Below are 19,826 nucleotides of genomic sequence, written 5' to 3' on the forward strand. Positions count from 1 at the left end.
GCTCACGGCCCGCCGGGTTCGCCGTCCAGCCGCAGCCCGTGTGCGGCGGCGTAGGCCAACGCCTGGGTGATGTCGATCCGGGCAGCGGTCAGCGAGGCCGTGGTCCACAGTGTGGGATCGACGCGGGCGCCACGCAGGTCGGCCTCGTCCAGACGTATCCCGTTGGTGCGGGCCCCGGTCAGATCGGCGCCGCGCAGCACGGCCTTGCGCAGGTCGGCCTCCACCAGACCGGCCTCACGCAGCCGACAGCCGCCGAGGTCCACGCCACGTAGATCGCTGCCACCGAGCACGGCCAGCGTGAGGTCCACCTCGTCGAGGGTCCACGGCCGAAGCCGGCACTGGACGAACGTCGAGCCCAGCAGGCTGCACTGGTGAAACTCGCTGTGCCACAGCGATGCCCGCTCGAACCGGCAGTTGCGGAAGGCCGATCCGCGATGGTGGGACTCGGCGAAGTTGACCCCGCTGAAATCACACTCGTCGAATACCACCCGCTCGGTGTGCAACCCGGACAGATCCTCGTCACGGAAGTCGTGGCCGACGAACTCACGGTCGGTCCAGCGCAGTGGTTCGGTCAATGCGGCGTCGGCGTCAGGCTGGCCAGCGCGTACTCGCTGATCGCGATCAGGGTGTCGGTCGCGGATCTGCGGTCGCGCGCATCGACGTTGATCACCGGAATGTGGTCGGGCAGCGCCAGCGCCTTGCGCACCTCGGTGAGCGGATAGCGTGGCGCGCCGTCGAACTCGTTGACCGCGACCAGGAACGGCAGGTTGCGGTGCTCGAAGAAGTCGACCGCGGCGAAGCTGTCCTGCAGCCGCCGACAGTCGACCAGAACGACGGCGCCGATCGCGCCGCGTACCAGGTCGTCCCACATGAACCAGAACCGTCGCTGCCCCGGGGTGCCGAACAGGTACAGCACCAGATCCTCGGCCAGGGTGATCCGGCCGAAGTCCATCGCGACCGTCGTCGTCCGCTTGTCCGGGGTGGCCTCCAACGCGTCCACACCCGCGGAGGCGTCGGTGACGATCGCCTCGGTGCGCAACGGCAGGATTTCCGAAACCGCTCCCACGAAGGTGGTCTTGCCCGCTCCGAAACCGCCGGCGACGACGATCTTCGTCGACGCGGCGCCACGCCTATCGGAGTGCTCGTAGGCCACGGAGCGTCCTTCCTATCAGGTCACGGCGTTCGTCGCTGCTGGCGCGATCCAGCGTCGCGTACACCCGAAGGTAACCCGATGTGATCAGATCGCCGACCAGCACACGCGCAACACCCAGCGGCACATCCAGCCTGGCCGAAATCTCGGCGACCGACAGCCTTCGGACACACAGCTCGATGATCCTGGCGCGGGTGTCGTTCGGCGGCCAGCGGTGCGACAGCGCCGACTGCAGCGTCTCGACCGGCGCTTCCAGCGGCAGATCCACGCTGGTGCTGGTGCGGCCGGCGGTCAGCGTGTACGGGCGGACCAGGCGCACCTCGGGTTCGGCTTCGTCCGGCTCACGATTGTCCATGCCAGCTCACCACGACCTCAGCCACGCAGCGGCGCACGCCGGGAGGACTGCACCACGGAGCCGACCCGCTCGACGAGAACCGCCATCTCATAGGCGATCTGGCCGATGTCACACGACGTCGAGGCCAGGGTCGCCAGATGCGATCCGTCACCGACCCGCATCAGCAGCAGATAGCCGTTCTCCATCTCCACCACCGTCTGCAGCACCCCGCCGCCCTCGAACAGCTGCGCGGCGCCGGTGGCCAGGCTGGCCAGCCCAGATGCGACCGCGGCCAGCTGATCCGCGCGATCGGGTGGCAGGTGTTCACTGGCCGCGACCCGCAGCCCGTCCACCGAGACCAGCAGCGCGTGGGCCACTCCGGGAACCTCACGCGCGAAGTTGGAGACCAGCCAATCCAGCGAGCTGTTCGACGGGCCAGCTGGGCTGCTCATCGACGCCACTCTCCCCCGCAAGCGGGAGGTGCCCCCAAGTCGTCACCGCGTACTGCGGCCACAGCACGCGTCATTGCTGATCCCATCCTTCATTCGTTCGCTGGGCATGGGATCGTCCAGCCCGCACCCCGCCGAAATGACTGCTGATGGAGGCACGGATCGCGTCGGGGTCACGCTCTCGGGCCTGGTGTCTCGATGTTACCGGGTACGGCTCGTCGACCTCGGTGTCCGCGGTGTCGTCCGCCGCGCCGGGCACCAGCCGGGCGCCCGGATCGCGCACCGGCAGCCCTCCCTCGGTGTGGTCGACCACCGCTACATTCTCCACTTCGCCCGCCACCGTCCAGCCGTGGTCCCACACCGACTTCCAATCCAGGTCGGCGCTGCGGGCCAGCTCGTGCGGGTCGACCAGCCACTCCGAGAGCATCCGCTGGTAGATCAGGTCGTCACCGGCTGCGGCGGCGACCGGCGACGGCTGTTCACGCGGCGGTTGCTCGACCGGCTGTTGCGGCGGCGGCTCGACCGGTACGCCGGTGACACCGCTGCGTCCGGGAGTGCGCTGCGGCAACAGCGAGGCCAACGGCGCGACGGTTGGGGCCTGCTCGCTGCGGGTGGGGATCGGCCGTGCAGGTTCCGAGTATTGGCGGCGCTGCGGAAGATCATCGGCCGCGCCGACCAGCAGGCTGGGCGGCAGGGACGCCTCGGCGATGATGCCGTTACCGCCCGCACTCGCCGTCAACCGGACCCAGATTCCGTGTCGCTGGGCCAGTCGGCTGACCACGAAGAGACCCATGTGCCGGGCGTTGTCGGGACTGACTTCGCTGTCGGCGACCAACCGCATGTTGGCGATCCGTAGATCGGTGTCGGTCATGCCCAGCCCGGTGTCGATGATCTGGACGCCGACCCCGCCGTCCTCGGTCGCCGCGGCGGAGACCCGTACCAGCGACTCCGGCGGGGAGTAGCGCAGCGCGTTGTCGATCAGTTCGGCGAACAGGTGCACGACATCGCCGGCCGCCGGACCGATCAGCGTGACGTCGGGAACCATCGCGGTGTCGACCCGCTGATAATCCTCGACCTCGGAGGTGGCGGCGTCGACCACCGTCGACAACGGCACCGGCCGGCCCTTGTCCTGAGCGGTCTGCGCCCCGGCCAGCACCAGCAGGTTGGCGCCGTTGCGACGCATCCGGGCAGCCAGGTGGTCGAGCCGGAACAGGCTGTCGAGCCGGTCGGGGTCGTGCTCGTCGCGCTCCAACCGATCGATGAGCGCGAGCTGCTGGTCCACCAGTGAGCGGTTGCGCCGCGACATCGTCTCGAACATGTCGTTGACCAGCAGCCGCAGCCGGGCCTCGTCGCCGGCCAGCAGCAGCGCCTGGGCGTGCAGCTGGTCGACGGCGTGGGCGACTTGGCCGACTTCCTCGGTGGTGTACACCGGCAGCGGCGAGGGTTCCCGCTCGTCGCCGGCCCGTACCCGGGCGATCTCGTCCTCAAGATCGGTGTGCGCGACCTTCAGCGCGCCGTCGCGCAGGGTCCGCAGCGGCGCCACCAAGGACCTGGCGACCAGCAGCACGACGGCCAGCGCGACCGCCAGGGCGACCAGCACCAACACGGTGTCGCGGACGGCGGCGGTGCGCCGCTCAGCGGCCAGGTCCTCGACCGACCGGGTCACGGTGCTGGTGGTGCCCGCGATTACCTGGCTGGCGATCTTGTCGGTGGCCTGAATTGAGTTCAGCAGTTCGGGGTTGCCGGCGAGTGGCGACTCCGGATTGGACATGATCGTCAGGCGGGTCACCAGCTGTTGCTGCAGCTTCTTGGCTTCCGGTGTGTCGACACCGAGCACCTCGCTCATGCCGAACAGGGTGGACGGCTCGGTGCCGGCCAGGGTGATCATCGAGGTGCGCAACATCGGCTCGGGCAGCTCGCCGCCCCGGTTGACCAGCAGTTGCTGCATCATCATCTGGCCGCGGGCGCCCACCGCACGGCTCAGGCCTTCGGTCTGTGCCCGGATCCCGACGTTGTCGATGCGCACCGACCCGTTGATGGCGTCCTCGGCGGTGAGCAGGATCGGCGCATAGCCGGTCACCAGGTCTCGCAACTCGATGCTGTGCGAGGTGACCTTGTCCAATAACGCCTGGCCACCGCCGATCAACGTCTTGACGCCGGACCGGACGTCGGATGCCGCATCGATGGCCGCCAGCCGCGACTGGAGATCTTGCTTGTGGCTGTCGAAGTCCTTCTGGGCGTCCTCGGCACCTTCGGCATCAGCGTCGGAGGAGCTGGCTACCAGCGCCGCACCCAATGCCGCCATGTAGTCGGTGATCGCGGGAACCAGCTCGGCGCGGTCGGCGGTCCGCCGCAACTGGCCGGCCTCGGTTGTCGCACTGGAGATGCGCAAGGCGCCGAAGACCATCGCCAACACCATCGGCACCAGCGCGATCGCCAATACCTTCCAGCGGACCGGCCAGTTGCCGACCGCCCATCTCGGCGGACGCTTGACCGGCGCGGCCTCCACCGGATCGTGGTCTTCGGCAGCCGGGGGTAGCCCGGTGGGCTGGTCGAATAGCGTCACCGGACCACGGCCATCTCGCCCGCCGCTGCGCTGGGTTTCACTGTTGGCGCCTCGTTCGTAGCTGGTCCCCCGGAATTTGACGAGTATGACAGCCTGCGGCCTGCCCTACCACACCTCTTACCGAAACTTGCCATGATCGAGACCATGTTCCGGCTGATGTTCTACTCACCTCGCATCGCGCCCAATACCGGCAACGCGATCCGGATGGTGGCCGGCACCGGCGCGGAATTGCACCTGGTCGAGCCCCTGGGCTTCGATCTGTCCGAACCCAAACTGCGGCGCGCCGGACTGGACTATCACGACCTGGCGTCGGTCACCGTGCACCCGTCATTGCCGGCCGCCTGGGCGGCGCTGGCCCCGGATCGGGTGTTCGCGTTCACCGCGCACGCCGCCACGTCGTTCGCCGACGTGCGCTACCGCGCCGGTGACGTGCTGCTGTTCGGCCCGGAGCCGACCGGACTCGACGAGTCCGTCCTGGCCGATGCGCACATCACCGATCAGGTCCGCATCCCGATGCTGGCGGGGCGGCGGTCGCTGAACCTGTCCAACGCCGCCGCCGTCGCGGTATATGAGGCATGGCGCCAGCACGGGTTCTCCGGGGCGGTGTGATTGGTGCCGAATGTCAGGTTATCGCACGTGATTCGCCGTAGACCGTGTCATAACCCGACACTCGGCGGGGTATCAGGCTTACCAGGTGTCCCAGTGGGTCAGCTGCTCGGCGGGTAGCCGTTGCGCCTTCTTGAAGTCGGTGCCCTGGGTGTAGGCGATCGGGAACAATCCGCCCTGGCTGTAGTCGTCGTAGGGGATGCCGAGCACCTCGGCGGCCTGCCGCTCGCCCTCGCCCATCAGGTGCAGCGTGGTCCATGCCGAACCCAGGCCGCGCGACCGCAGCGCCAGCATGAAACTCCAGACCGCCGGCAGCAGCGATCCCCAAAACGATGCGCTGCGCCCCGAGGACGCGCCGTCCACCCGGCCCTCGATGCACGGGATCATCAGCACCGGCACGTCATGGAAGTGCTCGTTGAGGTAGCTGGCGGAGTCGAACACCTTGGGCCGGCGCTCGTCGCGGGCGTCGCCGTACTCCGGCTTGGGCTGGGTCAGATACGGGGTTGCGTTGGTGCGGTAGATGTCGGCCAGGGCCTGCTTCTTGACGGGGTCTTCGATGAACATCCACTGCCAGCCCTGGGCGTTGGATCCGGTGGGCGCCTGCAGCGCCAGGTCCAGGCACTCCATGATCACCTGCCGCGGCACCGGCTTGTCCAGGTCGAGGCGCTTGCGGACCGAGCGGGTGGTGGTCAGAAGTTCGTCGACAGACAAGTTGAGGGTCATGTAGCGAGAGTATGCCGGGCACCCGCGAGCGTGCGCAGTTGCACGCTCGGAGTCGCGAAATCTGGCATTCTGCGCACGCTCGCCGAGAGATCTGGGCTCAGCGGAAGTCGCGGGATTTCGATCCGGCCCCCAAGGTGATCCGGCCCAGTCGCTCGGCGATGACGGTGACCGCGCCGCTGGCGTTTTGGACCTGACCGCGGATCAGCAGCGCCGACGCCGTCTGCGCCAGCTTGCGGTGCCGTGTCCACACCCCCGGCGTGCACAACACGTTGACCATCCCGGTCTCGTCCTCCAGGTTCACAAACGTCACCCCCTGCGCGGTCGCCGGCCGCTGCCGATGCGTCACCGCCCCGGCGATCAGCACCCGGGTGCCGTCGGGCACGCTCAGCAGCCGGTCGGCGGGGATCACCCCGAGCGCATCGAGGTCGGCGCGCAGGAACTGGGTCGGGTAGCTGTCCGGGGACACCCCGGTGGCCCACACATCGGCGGCGGCCAACTCGAGTTCGCTCATCCCGGGCAATGCCGGGACGTGTGAGCTCGAGCCCACTCCCGGCAGCCGGTCCGGCCGCTGGGTGGCCGCGGCGCCGGCCGCCCACAGCCCCTCACGACGGGAGATGCCGAAACACCCCAACGCCCCGGCGGTGGCCAGCGCCTCGGTCTGCGGCACCGACAGCTGTATCCGGGCGGTCAGGTCCAGCAGGGAACGGAACGCGCCGTGGCTGTTTCGCTCCCCCACCAGCTGTTCGGCCAAGTCCTCGCCGATGTGACGCACGCTGCCCAATCCCAGCCGGACCTGGGTGCCACCGGCCTCCAACGTGGCGTACGTCAGGCTGGCGTTGACGCACGGGCCGTGCACCAGCACGCCGTGCCGGCGGGCGTCGGCCACCAGCGATTGCGGCGAGTAGAAACCCATCGGCTGCGCGCGCAGCAGCGCCGCGCAGAACGCTGCCGGGTGGTGCAGCTTGAACCACGCCGAGTAGAACACCAATGAGGCGAAGGACAGCGCGTGGCTTTCCGGGAAACCGAAATTGGCGAAGGCTTCCAGCTTTTCGTAGATCCGCTCGGCCACCTCCCCGGTGATGCCGTGCAGTTCACGCATACCGTCGTAGAACCGGGCGCGCAGCCGCCGCATCCGCTCCGGCGACCGCTTGGATCCCATCGCCCGGCGCAGCTGGTCGGCTTCGGCGGCGGAAAACCCGGCGCAGTCGACCGCGAGCTGCATCAGCTGTTCCTGAAACAGCGGCACCCCCAACGTCTTCTTCAGCGCCGGCTCCATCGACGGATGGTCGTAGACGACCGGGTCGATCTCGTTGCGGCGCCGAATGTAGGGGTGCACCGAGCCGCCCTGGATCGGCCCGGGACGGATCAGCGCCACCTCCACCACCAGGTCGTAGAACTCCCGCGGGCGCAGCCGCGGCAGGGTGGCCATCTGGGCGCGGGACTCCACCTGAAACACTCCGACGGAATCGGCGCGGGCCAGCATCTCATAGACCGCCGGCTCGGACAGATCGATGCGGGCCAGGTCCACCTCGATACCCTTGTGTTCGGCGAGCAGATCTTTCGCGTAGTGCAGCGCCGAGAGCATGCCCAATCCGAGCAGGTCGAACTTCACCAAACCGATGGCCGCACAGTCGTCTTTGTCCCACTGCAGCACGCTGCGCCCGGGCATGCGCGCCCACTCCACCGGGCACACATCGGCGATCGGCCGGTCGCAGATCACCATCCCTCCCGAGTGGATTCCCAGATGCCGTGGCAGGTTGGTGATCTGGGTGGCCAGGTCGATGACCGGTTGCGGGATGCCGTCCACCTCGGGCGGCCCCGCCGAACTCCACCGGCTGATCTGCTTGCTCCACGCGTCCTGCTGGCCTTGGGAGAATCCCAGGGCCCGGGCCATGTCCCGGACCGCGCTGCGTCCGCGGTAGGTGATGACGTTGGCGACCTGCGCGGCGTAGTCCCGTCCGTATTTGTCGTAGACGTACTGGATGACCTTTTCCCGCTGATCCGACTCGATGTCGATGTCGATGTCCGGCGGCCCGTCGCGGGCCGGCGACAAGAACCGTTCGAACAACAGCTCGTTGGCCACCGGGTCGACGGCGGTGACGCCGAGGGCGTAGCAGACCGCCGAGTTGGCCGCCGATCCCCTGCCCTGGCACAGGATGTCGTTGTCGCGACAGAACCGGGTGATGTCCTGGACGACCAGAAAGTAGCCCGGAAATTTCAGCTGGGCAATGATTTTCAGTTCGTGTTCGATCTGTGCGTAAGCTTTCGGCGCCCGATCGCGCGGTCCGTAGCGTCGTGCGGCGCCGGTCATCGTCAGTTCCCGCAGCCAGCTGTCCTCGGTGTGCCCGGCCGGGACGCCAAACGGCGGCAGTTGCGGGGCGATGAGCTGCAGGGCGAAGGCGCACTGCTCGCCGAGTTCGGCGGCGGCGGTCACCGCCGCGGGATGCCGCGCGAACAGCCGGGCCATCTCCGCGCCGGACCGCAGATGCGAGCCGCCCAGCGGGGCCAGCCAGCCGGCGGCCGAATCCAGGGATTGCCGGGCCCGGATCGCGCCCATCGCCATCGCCAGCCGGGCTCGAGACGGTGCCGCGAAATGTGCGCCGGTGGTGGCGACCACCGACAGGCCGAACCGGGGGGCCAGTGCGGCCAGCGCGGCGTTGCGTTCGTCGTCGAGCGGGTGGCCGTGACAGGTCAGCTCCACGCTGACCCGCCCGGCGCCGAACCGGTCCACCAGATCGGCCAGCGCCGCCTCCGCGGCCTCCGGCCCGCCATCGGTGAGCGCTTGGCGCACATGGCCTTTGCGGCAGCCGGTCAGGATGTGCCAATGTCCGCCGGCCGCATCCGAGAGCGCATCCAAGCTATAGCGCAGCCGACCTTTCTCGCCACCGGCCAGGTGCGCGGCGGCCAACTGCCGCGACAACCGCCGATAGCCTTCCGGACCGCGGGCCAGCACCAGCAGATGCGGGCCCGGCGGGTCCGGGGCGTCGGTGCGCGCTACCGGGTCCAACGACAGCTCGGCCCCGAACACGGTGGCCATGCCCAGTTCCTTGGCGGCTTCGGCGAACCGCACCACCCCGTACAGGCCGTTGTGGTCGGTCAGTGCGATGGCCCGCAGGCCCAGCCGCACGGCCTCCTCGACCAGTTCCTCGGGGGTGCTGGCCCCGTCGAGGAAGCTGTACGCCGAATGCGCGTGCAATTCGGCGTAGGCGACCGTCGGAGGCGCCGTCCGGCTGCCGTCGGGCGGCCGGTAGGCCTCCCGCCTGCGGGACTGCGGGCCCTCCTCGGCCGGCTCACTGCCAAGCGGCAGACCGGATCGGCGCGGTTTGCCGTCGAGCACCCGCTCCATCTCCGCCCAGCTCGGCGGCCCGTTGCCCCAGCCCACCCACCAAGGATATCGAACACACGTTCGACTACGGAAGTGCCGGTGTCACCCGAATGCGAGGTCGAACAGCTGGCCCAGGTTGTTCAGCGACAGCTCGGGGGCGGCGGCGATCAGATCCGACATGTTCGCCCATTCCGTCGCCGCCTGCGTACCCAGTTCGGTCGGGAAGCCGCCGGTGGCCGCCAGAATCGAGGTGGCCAGGTCGTCGCGGGCGTTGAGGAACCCGGCGATGATGCCGCTGTTCGGGTCGAACAGCGCGTCGTTGAGCAGGGAGCCGGACTGCCCGGGCAAGAACAGCGACAGCAGGGACTGCCCGGCGGCCAACTGGAACGGCAGGCTGATGTCGCTCCACAGCAGCTGCAGGTTGTTGACTACCGCGGTCAGGCTGCCGAACGGGTCGGTGCTGACCCCGTGCCACACGGCGTCCCAGTCCGGGCTCAGCGCGTCGGTGAACCGCAGCGCCAGCGGGGTAACCGGCTCCTCGCCGAATACCGAGGCGAAGTTGTCGGCACCCATCAGCCCCTTGAAGCCGTAGAGCAGCAATTCCTGTGTCACCCAGTCGGGTTGGGCGTGCATGCGGGACACGTCCAGGGCGTAGTCGTAGGACAAGACGCGCTGGGCCATGTCGGCGGCGTACTCGGCGGGGCTGACGGTCGGGGTGTCATCGGGCAGATAGTTGGCGACATCGGAGACCGGCACCACCTGCGCCGTCACCGGCAGTCCCAGCGCACTGTCGGGGTCGGTGACGTTCTCGAAGCGGGCGAAGATCTCACCGCGGGTGACGTCGCTGCTGTCCAGCCAGTTGGCCACACCGGGGTTGGTGGCGCTGACCACGTAGTAGGTGTAGCCGTCGGCATCGTGGAACGTCGTGGTGTGGTTGAGGGTGGTCTGCGACAGGGTGTAGGGAAGGGCACCGCCGTAGACGTTCATCAGCTCGATGCCGCTGTAGGACGCGGCGACGTTGGGCACCTTGACGATCAGTGCCTCACCGGGATCCAGGTCGAAGTTCCCGCCGGTGACCACCGCGCTCTCCAGGCCGGCACCGTAACTGGTCTCCGGGCCCAGCGTCATCATGGTGTTGGCCGGCACCTCCATGCCGACCGACGCGCCGCCGGCGATGCTGCGCTCGTTGAACGGGCCGACGATCTGGGCGAAGGCGCTGAACAAGGTGGTCAGCATCGAGTCGATCGAGCCGATGCCCGATGACCCCGCCGCCGATTCGGCCGCGCCGCCGTCGCCGTCGGTGGGGAAGAACCCGCCCTCGGGGATGGAGAAGAACGGTGGGCAGTCGGCCACGCAGCGGATGCTGACGTTGCCGGGCCCTTGCGCCCAGTCGCCCAGCATGTCGCGGATCAGCAGCGAGGCCGCGCCGCCAACGGTGGCGTCGCTGTCGTCCATGAAGTTGAGATTGCCTGCCCACCAGGGCTGGTCGGGGCCGATGACCACGGTGAACGTGCCGTCGGGATTGACCACCAGGCCGTGTCCGAGTTCCAGATTCTCCACCGTCTGGGCCGACCCGCCGGTGATGGCCTCGGTGCTGATCGTGAAGTGCTCGGTCCCCCCGCCGAGGGAGCCGCTGAGCACGTAGGTCGCGCCCGGCGCCAGCCCGGCGGTCACGTGGTAGTAGATGTCGGGGGTGAAGTAGTCGAAGTACTGACGAGGATCGGCGGCATCGCCGGCCACCACCTCCGGGGATTGGAAGAAGACGCCGTTGAACAGCTCGGTGACCCGGGACAGCCCGCTCATCAGCAGTTCGTAGTTGGTGTTCTGCAGCATCGTCAGCAGCGTGCCGGCATCGCCGGGCGAGGCGTACGGCAGCGCCAGGTCATAGGCTTGCGCCTGATGCATGGCATCCAGGAGTTGATCCATCGCCGGCAGCCAGGACGCGTCGGCGGCGGTGAGCTGGATATCGGCCAGCGGGGAATGCCGCAGTGACGGCGGGCCCGTCACCGGCGCGACAGCAACGACGGCAGCGACGGCGGCAGCACCGGCGACAAGGCCGCGGAACCGCTTGCTCGGGATGACCTGGTTGAACATCGCGTCTCCGTACCCCAATAAGAATGGCCTTAAGCCACCATGTGCGTTAGCCGAGAGCTCTTCTGATCGCACTGTAATGCGTGAGACACGGACGCACAAGTGTCTCATTGGGCGCGGCGCGGACCCGGTCACGGCTACGGTGAACGGCGGGATCGGGACGGAAGGATGGTCGACAGCAAGATGGTCACTGTGCCGGTCACCATCGACCCGCGCCGCCACGACGCGGTGCTGTTCGACATCGACACCGCAGCCATCGACGCCGCATTGCTGGATCGTCTGCGGGCCGGTCGCGTCGGCGTCGACCGGGTTGCCGGCCCCGCCCTGCTGATCGAGGCCGCGGGCCGACGGGCGGCCCCGGGCAGGTGTGTTGTCGTAACCACGACCGCCACCGGCGTCGCTGCCGCCCGAGCGGACGGCTTCGCACTGGTGATCGGCGTCGGAGATCTGTCGGACGCCGACGCCGTGGTCACCGACCTGAGCGAGATCGCCGTGCGCACCGGGGATCGACGGATGTCCGAACTGCCCGATGCCATGTCGCTGTTCACCGCGCCCGACGGCGCGATCAGCTCCCGCCGGCTGGCGGTGTTCTTCGATTTCGACGGGACGCTCTCGGAGATCGTCAACGATCCCGACACCGCAACTCTGGTGGCCGACGCCCCGGAGGCATTGCGGCAGTTGGCGGCCCGGTGCCCGGTGGCGGTGTTGTCCGGCCGCGACCTCGCCGACGTCCGCGAGCGCGTCGGCGTGCCGGGAATCTGGTATGCCGGCAGCCACGGTTTCGAGCTGACCAGCCCCGACGGTGCGCACCAGCAGAACGACGCCGCCGCAGCGGCGGTGCCGGTGCTGGCCGAGGCGGCCGAGCAGCTGCGCGACCGGCTCGGAAGCATCGCCGGGGTTGTGGTGGAGCACAAGCGGTTTGCTGTGGCGGTGCACTACCGCAATGCGGCACGCGAGGACATCGGCGACGTCACCGCCGCGGTGCGGGCCGCGGGCCGGCGCCACGCGCTGCGGGTGACCACCGGCCGTGAGGTGATCGAACTGCGCCCGGATATCGACTGGGACAAGGGAACCACGCTGCGCTGGATCCTCGATCAGATGAGGCAGCGCGACCATGCAGCCGAGTCACCGTTGCCGATGTATGTCGGCGACGACATCACCGACGAAGACGCGTTCGACGCGGTGGACTCAGACGGCATAGGAATCCTGGTACGGCACAACGATGATGGCGACCGTGCCACCACCGCACGGTTCGCGTTGGACGGACCCACGCAGGTCTGTGCGTTCACGCGGCGGCTGGCGGCTCAGCTTGGACAGATGACGCAATGACCCAGGAGGTGCCATGACACCGGTCGAGCAATTGCTGGCGATCGAAGAGATCAAGCGACTGTTCGCGGGTCGCCTCCGGTGTATGGACGCCAAAGAGTGGAACCGCTACGGCGACTTCCACACCGAGGACGTCGTGAGCGACACCTGGCAGGACCTACCGGGTGAGCGCAGCCCTGTTGTCGTTGGCCGGGCGCCGCTGGCGGCGGCCATCGAGGCGTTTCTTGACGGCCCGGTGCCCATCACCTCGGTACATCACGGGCACACACCGGAAATCGAACTCACCTCGGAGACGACGGCGCGCGGCGTGTGGGCGATGGAGGACATGCTGTGGTGGACCAACGGCGACACCGAGGAGCATCTCCACGGCTACGGCCACTACCACGAGGAGTACCGCAAGGTCGACGGCCGGTGGCTGATCAGCTACCGCAAGCTGACCCGGCTTCGGGTTGACGTCACCGCCGGCTTCCACCACCGGCCTACCGAGAACGCGGCCGAGCAGACGTAAATGTGCCCATTTCCACGGGAAATAGGGCACATTTACGTCTGCTCGCCGGGGGGACGTCAGTCGCGGAATTCCACCGCACCGTCGTCAAGCACCACGCGGGCCGCCCCCTCGTCGCCACCGGCCTCGGTGCGGAACACCGCCCGTCCCGCCTCGGTACGCCAGATCGACGTTGTCAGCGTCTCGCCCGGAAACACCGGGGAGCTGAAACGTGCTGCGATAGCGCCGATTTTGGCGGCGTCACCACCGGCCAACTCGGCGAGCAGCGCGCGCCCGGCGAACCCATAGCTGCACAGCCCGTGCAGGATCGGCTTGGGGAAACCGGCCAGGGTCTGCGCGAACCACGGGTCACTGTGCAGCGGATTGCGGTCCCCGGACAGCCGATAGAGCAGCGCCTGGTCCTCCCGGGTGACATAGGCGACCCGGTGGTCGGGCTCGCGGTCGGGAATCTCCGGGGCCGCCGCCCGCGCACCGGGCTGTCCTCCGAAGCCGCCGGCCCCGCGGATGACGGCCGTCGTCAAGGTCTCGGCGACGAGATCCCCGGTGGCCGGGTTGGTCCCGCGGGCGCGCAGCATCACGATCGCGTTCTTGCCTTCCCCCTTGTCCTGGATGTCGGCGACCTCGGCGACCACGCTCAACTTGCCGGCCGGCGGCAGCGGCGCGAACAGCCGAATCTCCTGCGAACCGTGCAACAGCTTGCTGAAGTCGAACTGTCCGATCTTGGTGGCGGCCGCAAACCCGATGCAGCAGATGACCGCATAGGTGGGCAGCACCTGCTGGCTGATGTCGTGGCTGTTGTCGGTGGTGTACGCCAAATCGTCGACGCCGGCGCCGACGCCGAGTGCGTACAGCATGGTGTCGCGGTCGGTCCACTCGAACACCGTTGGCTCGGTGGTCGCACCGATGGCGGTCGGATCGATCGGCATGAAGCTCTCCCCTCAAAGTTGCTCGCGACGGCCATCGTCATATGTACCGTGTCAACCGAACGCTACCGGGAGGGCTTGGTCAGATGCGTGGAGTTACTCGTCAGAACCTCCGCCGGATCACGGCGGCCCTGATCGCGGTCGGCCTGGCCGCCGGACTGGTGAGCGGATGCTCGTCGAACCACAAGGTGCGCAGCATCACCGTGACGTTCGTGCGGCACGGCCAATCAGAGGCGAACGCGGCCGGGACCATCAGCACCGAGGCCCCGGGCCCGGGCCTTTCCGAGCAGGGCCAGGGCCAAGCCCAGCAACTGGCCAACCAACTTGGCGGCAACCGCTACGACGCGGTGTACGCCTCCCCCGTGGTGCGCACCCAGCAGACCGCCGCACCGCTGGCCAAGAAGCTGGGCCGACAGGTCGAGGTGCTGCCCGGTCTCCGGGAGATCGACGCGGGCTGGTACGAGAACGAACCGGTGGCGCTGGCCGAGGCGACATATCTGGTCGCCCCGAACGCGTGGCTGCGGGGCGACCGGACCGTATCGGTTCCCGGGTCTATCGACGGCAACGAGTTCAATGACGATTTCGGCGCCGCGGTTCAACAGATCTATGACAGCGGCAAGAACAACCCGGTGGTCTTCTCCCACAATCGGGCGATCATGTACTGGACGTTGATGAATGTGCAGAACCCCAGGGATTCCCTGGCCACCGACCACCCGCTGCCCAATACCGGCCGCATCGTGATCACCGGCAATCCCGGCACCGGCTGGCGGCTGGTGGATTGGGACGGCATCCGCAGCTTCAATTAGCGGACTACTACGTCACACCCGGTTGACCTGAGCCGACAAGCGGCGCACGATGACTGCCATGCGCTATGTCGTTACCGGCGGTACCGGGTTTATTGGCAGGCGGGTGGTCACCCGCCTGCTGGACACCGACCCCGACGCCGAAGTGTGGGTTCTGGTCCGCCGCGATTCCCTGGGCCGATTTGAGAAGCTGGCGACCAAGTGGGGTGAACAGGTAAAACCGCTGGTCGGTGACCTCACGGCAGCCGATCTCGGCTTGACCGACATGGTGATCGCCGAGCTCGGCGACGTCGATCACGTGGTGCACTGCGCGGCGATCTACGACATCACCGCCGATGAGGAGGCGCAGCGAGCGGCCAACGTCGAGGGCACCCGCGCGGTGATCGCCCTGACCCGCCGACTGGACGCGACGTTGCAGCATGTGTCGTCGATCGCCGTCGCCGGCGACTATTGCGGCGAATACACCGAAGACGACTTCGACGTCGGCCAGGAGTTGCCGACGCCCTATCACCAGACCAAATTCGAAGCCGAGTTGCTGGTGCGCTCGACACCGGGACTGCGCTACCGCATCTACCGCCCGGCGGTGGTGGTCGGCGATACCCGCACCGGAGAGATGGACAAGGTCGACGGGCCCTACTACTTCTTTCCCGTCTTCGCCAAGCTAGCGGCCCTGCCCCGGCTCACGCCGATGGCGCTTCCCGACGCGGCCCGCACCAATATCGTTCCGGTCGACTATGTGGTCGACGCGCTGGTGGCGTTGATGCACGCCGACCAGTCAGCCTCCTGGGACGGGCGAACCTTCCACCTGACCGCACCGAACACGATCGGGTTGCGCGGCATCTATCGCGGAATCGCCGGTGCCGCCGGCCTGCCGCCGCTGCGCGGGGCGCTGCCGCGACAGGTCGCCACCCCGGTTTTGCGGGCCCGCGGCCGGGCCAGGGTGTGGCGCAACATGGTGGCCACCCAGCTGGGCATTCCGGCAGAGGTGCTCGACGTGGTCGACCTGCGACCTACCTTCATCTCCGATGAAACGCAAAAGGCGTTGCAGGGCACCGGAATAAAAGTTCCGGAGTTCGCGTCGTACGCCCCCAAGCTGTGGCGGTACTGGGCTCGGAATCTCAATCCCGAGCGGGCCCGCCGCAACGACCCCGCCGGGCCGTTGGTCGGGCGGCACGTCATCATCACCGGCGCCTCCAGCGGGATCGGGCGGGCATCGGCGATCGCCGTCGCGGAACGCGGCGCCACGGTGTTCGCCCTGGCCCGCAACGGCGAAGCCCTCGACGAGTTGGTCGCCGAGATCCGGGCGGCGGGCGGGCAGGCCTACGCATTCGGGTGCGACGTCACCGATTCGGCGTCGGTGGAACACACCGTCAAGGACATCCTGGGCCGCTTCGGCCATGTCGACTATCTGGTCAACAACGCGGGCCGGTCGATCCGCCGGTCGGTGGTCAACTCCACCGACCGGTTCCACGACTACGAACGGGTGATGGCCGTCAACTACTTCGGCGCCGTGCGCATGACGCTGGCGCTGTTGCCGCACTGGCGAGAGCGCCGGTTCGGTCACGTGGTCAACGTCTCCAGCGCCGGCGTGCAGGCCCGCAACCCCAAGTACAGCGCGTACCTGCCGAGCAAGGCGGCGCTGGATGCATTCGCCGACGTGGTGTCTACCGAGACACTGTCGGACCACATCACGTTCACCAACATCCACATGCCGCTGGTGGCCACCCCGATGATCACGCCGTCGCGTCAGCTCAACCCGGTCCGGGCGATCAGCGCCGAGCACGCAGCGGCGATGGTGGTGCGCGGGCTGGTGGAGAAGCCGTCCCGCATCGACACCCCGACCGGCACCCTGGCCGAAGCCGGCAACTACTTCACGCCCCGGCTCTCGCGGCGGATCCTGCACCAGCTCTACCTGGGTTACCCCGATTCCGCGGCGGCGCGCGGGGTGGAGTCCGATCCGGTTGCACCACGGCCGTCGTCGCGGCGGCGCCCCAAGCGGGCGGTTCGGGCCGTCGCGGCGATCAAGGCACCCGGACCGGTTCGCAAAGCGGTGCGGCTGGTGCCCGGCCTGCATTGGTGAAAACCCCGGTCTTCGTCGATGTCGACACCGGCATCGACGATGCGCTGGCGCTGGTGTACCTGCTGGCCAGCACCGAGGCCGAGCTGGTCGGGATCGCTTCAACAGCCGGAAACGTTGCGGTCGAGCAGGTTTGCCGGAACAACCTCGGTCTGCTGCGGCTGTGCGGTGCCACTGATGTGCCGGTGTCCCGGGGCGCGGAGGGGCCGCTGCACGGTCCGCTGCCCACCCGTAGCGCGCACGGCCCGGCCGGCATCGGCCATGCCGAGCTGGCACCCGGTGAGCAGCAGCTCACCGGCTACGACGCGGCCACGGCCTGGGTGCGCGCGGCGCGCGCGCATCCGGGTCGGTTGACCGCGGTGGTCACGGGCCCGCTGACGAATCTGGCGTTGGCGCTGCGCGCCGAGCCCGCGCTGGCGTCGCTGGTGCGGCAGCTGGTGATCATGGGCGGCGCCTTCAAAAACCCGGTGGCCGAATGGAACATCAGTGTCGATCCCGAAGCCGCCGCCGAGGTGTTCGCGGCGTTCGGGGCCGTGCGGCGACTGCCGGTCGTGTGCGGACTGGAACTCGCCGCGCAGATCGCGATGACGCCCGCGCACCTGCAGCGGTTGGCGGCGGCGGCCGGTTCGGATACCAATCCGCTGGTCCGGATGATCGGGGAGGCGGTGCGGTTCTCCTTCGAAGCCCACGATGAGCGCGGCAACGGGTATCTGGCGTATCTGCATGATCCGGTCGCTGCGGCGGTCGCGCTGGACCCGGACCTGGTGAGCACCCGACCGGCGAAGGTAGACGTCGAACTGGCCGGCAGCCGGGGCGTGACGCGGCTCGGGGCCGGGACACCCGACGCGCTGATCGGGGTGGACGTCGACCCGGACGCGTTCTTCGACCGGTTCATCGACCGGGTCGGGGCATTCGCCCGCCGGCTCGATCGATGCACCGGGAAAGACTGAACCGCTGGCGTCAAAACGGCGGTGAGAACCCGAATTTCGCGCCGATCGATGTGGGCTCGTTCGGATTAGCCGTCCGCGACGGCACGCTTTCGCTTACGGTTGGGTGAGCTCGTCAAGCGGGAAATCCAACTCCAGCGGTTCGTCGGTGTGTACCTGGTCGCCGGCCAGGGCCCTCGACGCGCTGATAGCTGTTCACACGGAGGATATGGGCGAGGAATCGCTACTGTTCGAGCGTCACCAGGTCACGGGGAAATTCCGCCAAGCCCGCCACGCTTCGCCTCCAGGTCACCCGCTGAGAGCAGGTTACGCCTGCCCACAGGTTCGCTCGCGGACCAAGCCTCCCAGGCGGCACCGACAGGTTCGGAACACCGCTGAAGGCGACGCGTGTAAGCGGATTGGGAACGCAACCGTGACGGCTGTGGAGTACGAGCTCATTCGTACACCCCTTCCAGATACCACCGACGCCCGCGGTAGCACAGCAGCAGCGCCGAACCGGGGTCACCGTCCAGCAACACCTGGGTACGGGCGGTGCGCCCCTTCCCCAGCTCCGGATCCCACCACCGTTCGTCGACCGGCCACGGGCCCGTCCACCAGCGCAGCCGGCCGCGGTGCCCGGCACCGTCCAGCCGCGCCGGGTCCGCGGAGAATAGCCCCCTACTGGTCACCCGGATCGGGTTACCTTGGGCATCAAGCAATTCCACCGGATCATCCAGCAGTACCGCCGGCGACGGCTCGGGCAGTTGTCCGGGCCACGGCTGCCGCGGGTCGCCCCGCGGCACCGGCTCGTCCCCCAGCGGCGTCAAGGTGATGCGTTCGGCCGGTCCCCGACCACCGGACAGCACCGGCACCTGCACCGACTCCGGCCCGAGCAGGCCCTGTACCCGCACCAGCGCCCGGCGGGCCCGGAGCCGGTCCACTCCCTCCCCAGCGCCGAGCGGTCCCCATAGCGGCAGCTGCAGCGCCCCGGCCGACACCACCTCCACCGGCTGCAGCCGCAGCAGCGTTATCGGCCCTGAGGGCACGGCGGGCTTGTCCGCTCGCGCTGCTCGGGTGTGCAGCCAGCCGTCCAGTTGCCAGCGCACCCGATCGGCGGTGGCGTCCTCGGTCAGCGGCTCGGCACACCGCCATACCCGGGTCAGCTCCTCGCCGTTGGCGGTGACGGCGTGGATGGCCAGCCTGGTGCAGCCCACCCCGGCATTCATCAGTGTCCGGTGTAGGGCATCCGCCAGGGACCGCCCGGCGAACGCGGCGGCGTCGACCCGATCGATCGGTGGATCGCAGCGCATGACGGCATCGAGTTCCGGCGACGGCTCACGTCCGGAGGGCCGACGTTCCGGTTCACCGCAGGCGAACCGGTGCGCGACGATCGCGTCGGCGCCGAACCGTGAGGACACGTCGGTGCGCGACAGCGCGGCGAATTGGCCGATGCTGCGAATCCCCATCCGCCACAGCAGATCTGCCAGGTCATCGCGTTCCGGACCAGACAGCGCCGGTTCGGCGGCCAGATTCCGGATCGACAGTCCCGACAGAAATCGCGCATCACCGCCGGGCTCCACCACCCGGCCCGCCCGTGCGGCGAAGACCGCGGTGGACAGGCAGTCGGCGATCCCGACCTGGCATTCGACACCGGCCACCGCCACCGCGTCGACCAGCCGCTCGGCCGCCACCCGCTCGGAGCCGAAGAACCTAGCCGGGCCCCGCACCGGCAGCACCAGCAGCCCGGCCCGTAGCACCTCGGCGCGCGGCACCACGTCGTCCACCGCCGCGATCACCGGCTCGAAGAGTCGGGCGTCGCGGTCGGCGTCGGCGGCCACCACATACAGCTGCGGGCAGCGCGCCTGAGCTTCACGGCGCCGCAAACCGCGGCGCACCCCCGCGGCACGCGCCGTCGCCGAGCAGGCGATCACCCGGTTGGCCAGGGTGACCGCGACCGGAGCCGTCACCGGCAGATCCGCCGCTGCCGCCGCGGCGACCGCGGGCCAGTCCATGCACCAGATC

At 68.7% G+C, this 19,826-nt stretch carries 16 protein-coding genes; 6 read left to right on the forward strand and 10 right to left on the reverse strand.

Going from position 1 to position 19,826, the window contains the following annotated elements:
- Positions 1 to 2 precede the first annotated feature (2 nt).
- The 5 genes from AC5Y36_RS11975 to AC5Y36_RS11995 all read right to left on the reverse strand — a co-directional run bounded on the left by AC5Y36_RS11975 (position 3) and on the right by AC5Y36_RS11995 (position 4,499).
- Positions 3 to 575 (reverse strand): pentapeptide repeat-containing protein, encoded by a 573-nt coding sequence (locus AC5Y36_RS11975; RefSeq protein WP_500041126.1) that lies wholly within the window; start codon positions 573 to 575, stop codon positions 3 to 5.
- On the reverse strand, positions 572 to 1,153 hold the full coding sequence (locus AC5Y36_RS11980) for a GTP-binding protein (RefSeq protein ID WP_500041127.1): 582 nt from the start codon (positions 1,151 to 1,153) through the stop codon (positions 572 to 574). Before AC5Y36_RS11980 ends, AC5Y36_RS11975 begins: the two co-directional genes overlap by 4 nt.
- Positions 1,131 to 1,505 (reverse strand): DUF742 domain-containing protein, encoded by a 375-nt coding sequence (locus tag AC5Y36_RS11985; protein ID WP_500041128.1) that lies wholly within the window; start codon positions 1,503 to 1,505, stop codon positions 1,131 to 1,133. Before AC5Y36_RS11985 ends, AC5Y36_RS11980 begins: the two co-directional genes overlap by 23 nt.
- A gap of 17 nt (positions 1,506 to 1,522) precedes the next feature.
- Positions 1,523 to 1,936, reverse strand: coding sequence for a serine protease inhibitor (locus AC5Y36_RS11990; protein WP_500041129.1), 414 nt, complete (start codon positions 1,934 to 1,936; stop codon positions 1,523 to 1,525).
- 70 nt (positions 1,937 to 2,006) lie between these two features.
- Positions 2,007 to 4,499 (reverse strand): sensor histidine kinase, encoded by a 2,493-nt coding sequence (locus AC5Y36_RS11995; RefSeq protein WP_500041130.1) that lies wholly within the window; start codon positions 4,497 to 4,499, stop codon positions 2,007 to 2,009.
- Positions 4,500 to 4,643: 144 nt separating this feature from the next.
- On the opposite strand from AC5Y36_RS11995, the gene AC5Y36_RS12000 reads away from it, so the two are divergent.
- Complete coding sequence (locus AC5Y36_RS12000; RefSeq protein WP_500041194.1) at positions 4,644 to 5,108, forward strand: tRNA (cytidine(34)-2'-O)-methyltransferase; 465 nt, start codon at positions 4,644 to 4,646, stop codon at positions 5,106 to 5,108.
- A 78-nt stretch (positions 5,109 to 5,186) separates the two neighbouring features.
- Here AC5Y36_RS12000 and AC5Y36_RS12005 read toward each other — a convergent pair whose 3' ends face one another.
- The 3 genes from AC5Y36_RS12005 to AC5Y36_RS12015 all read right to left on the reverse strand — a co-directional run bounded on the left by AC5Y36_RS12005 (position 5,187) and on the right by AC5Y36_RS12015 (position 11,247).
- On the reverse strand, positions 5,187 to 5,828 hold the full coding sequence (locus AC5Y36_RS12005; protein ID WP_500041131.1) for a nitroreductase family protein: 642 nt from the start codon (positions 5,826 to 5,828) through the stop codon (positions 5,187 to 5,189).
- Between the two features lie 97 nt (positions 5,829 to 5,925).
- Positions 5,926 to 9,210 (reverse strand): error-prone DNA polymerase, encoded by a 3,285-nt coding sequence (locus AC5Y36_RS12010; protein WP_500041132.1) that lies wholly within the window; start codon positions 9,208 to 9,210, stop codon positions 5,926 to 5,928.
- 45 nt (positions 9,211 to 9,255) lie between these two features.
- The gene (locus tag AC5Y36_RS12015) at positions 9,256 to 11,247 is read right to left on the reverse strand and encodes a hypothetical protein (RefSeq protein ID WP_500041133.1); all 1,992 of its coding nucleotides are present in this window, start codon (positions 11,245 to 11,247) and stop codon (positions 9,256 to 9,258) included.
- Between the two features lie 165 nt (positions 11,248 to 11,412).
- Between AC5Y36_RS12015 and otsB the strand changes: the two genes are divergently transcribed.
- Together otsB and AC5Y36_RS12025 are read left to right on the forward strand one after the other, a co-directional pair.
- The gene (gene otsB, locus AC5Y36_RS12020) at positions 11,413 to 12,573 is read left to right on the forward strand and encodes a trehalose-phosphatase (RefSeq protein WP_500041134.1); all 1,161 of its coding nucleotides are present in this window, start codon (positions 11,413 to 11,415) and stop codon (positions 12,571 to 12,573) included.
- A gap of 13 nt (positions 12,574 to 12,586) precedes the next feature.
- Positions 12,587 to 13,078, forward strand: coding sequence for a nuclear transport factor 2 family protein (locus AC5Y36_RS12025; protein WP_500041135.1), 492 nt, complete (start codon positions 12,587 to 12,589; stop codon positions 13,076 to 13,078).
- Positions 13,079 to 13,134: 56 nt separating this feature from the next.
- Here the strand turns inward: AC5Y36_RS12025 and AC5Y36_RS12030 are convergent, their stop codons facing one another.
- Entirely contained in the window at positions 13,135 to 14,001 is an 867-nt protein-coding gene (locus AC5Y36_RS12030) for a MaoC/PaaZ C-terminal domain-containing protein (RefSeq protein WP_500041136.1), read from the reverse strand.
- 83 nt (positions 14,002 to 14,084) lie between these two features.
- On the opposite strand from AC5Y36_RS12030, the gene AC5Y36_RS12035 reads away from it, so the two are divergent.
- The 3 genes from AC5Y36_RS12035 to AC5Y36_RS12045 are packed head-to-tail and all read left to right on the forward strand — an operon-like array spanning position 14,085 to position 17,828.
- Positions 14,085 to 14,804 carry a histidine phosphatase family protein gene (locus tag AC5Y36_RS12035; protein WP_500041137.1) on the forward strand — a complete coding sequence of 240 codons (720 nt, stop codon included), beginning with the start codon at positions 14,085 to 14,087 and terminating at the stop codon, positions 14,802 to 14,804.
- A gap of 58 nt (positions 14,805 to 14,862) precedes the next feature.
- Positions 14,863 to 16,881 (forward strand): SDR family oxidoreductase, encoded by a 2,019-nt coding sequence (locus AC5Y36_RS12040; RefSeq protein ID WP_500041195.1) that lies wholly within the window; start codon positions 14,863 to 14,865, stop codon positions 16,879 to 16,881.
- Positions 16,878 to 17,828: a nucleoside hydrolase gene (locus tag AC5Y36_RS12045; protein WP_500041138.1), complete on the forward strand. Its 951-nt coding sequence runs from the start codon at positions 16,878 to 16,880 to the stop codon at positions 17,826 to 17,828. The genes AC5Y36_RS12040 and AC5Y36_RS12045 overlap by 4 nt, the downstream gene beginning before the upstream one ends.
- A 431-nt stretch (positions 17,829 to 18,259) precedes the next feature.
- On the opposite strand, the gene AC5Y36_RS12050 is transcribed toward AC5Y36_RS12045, so the two are convergent.
- On the reverse strand, positions 18,260 to 19,816 hold the full coding sequence (locus AC5Y36_RS12050) for a DNA polymerase Y family protein (RefSeq protein ID WP_500041196.1): 1,557 nt from the start codon (positions 19,814 to 19,816) through the stop codon (positions 18,260 to 18,262).
- Positions 19,817 to 19,826 lie beyond the last annotated feature (10 nt).

It is taken from the genome of Mycobacterium sp. NGS50 (assembly GCF_059812545.1).

What these genes read in the sequence shown, in the direction of transcription:
- AC5Y36_RS11985 (WP_500041128.1), bottom strand. Translation starts at nt 1,505, where the DNA reads ATGGACAATCGTGAGCCGGACGAAGCCGAACCCGAGGTGCGCCTGGTC.
- AC5Y36_RS11990 (WP_500041129.1), bottom strand. Translation starts at nt 1,936, where the DNA reads ATGAGCAGCCCAGCTGGCCCGTCGAACAGCTCGCTGGATTGGCTGGTC.
- AC5Y36_RS12000 (WP_500041194.1), top strand. Translation starts at nt 4,644, where the DNA reads ATGTTCCGGCTGATGTTCTACTCACCTCGCATCGCGCCCAATACCGGC.
- AC5Y36_RS12005 (WP_500041131.1), bottom strand. Translation starts at nt 5,828, where the DNA reads ATGACCCTCAACTTGTCTGTCGACGAACTTCTGACCACCACCCGCTCG.
- AC5Y36_RS12015 (WP_500041133.1), bottom strand. Translation starts at nt 11,247, where the DNA reads ATGTTCAACCAGGTCATCCCGAGCAAGCGGTTCCGCGGCCTTGTCGCC.
- otsB (WP_500041134.1), top strand. Translation starts at nt 11,413, where the DNA reads ATGGTCGACAGCAAGATGGTCACTGTGCCGGTCACCATCGACCCGCGC.
- AC5Y36_RS12025 (WP_500041135.1), top strand. Translation starts at nt 12,587, where the DNA reads ATGACACCGGTCGAGCAATTGCTGGCGATCGAAGAGATCAAGCGACTG.
- AC5Y36_RS12030 (WP_500041136.1), bottom strand. Translation starts at nt 14,001, where the DNA reads ATGCCGATCGATCCGACCGCCATCGGTGCGACCACCGAGCCAACGGTG.
- AC5Y36_RS12035 (WP_500041137.1), top strand. Translation starts at nt 14,085, where the DNA reads ATGCGTGGAGTTACTCGTCAGAACCTCCGCCGGATCACGGCGGCCCTG.
- AC5Y36_RS12040 (WP_500041195.1), top strand. Translation starts at nt 14,863, where the DNA reads ATGCGCTATGTCGTTACCGGCGGTACCGGGTTTATTGGCAGGCGGGTG.
- AC5Y36_RS12050 (WP_500041196.1), bottom strand. Translation starts at nt 19,816, where the DNA reads ATGGACTGGCCCGCGGTCGCCGCGGCGGCAGCGGCGGATCTGCCGGTG.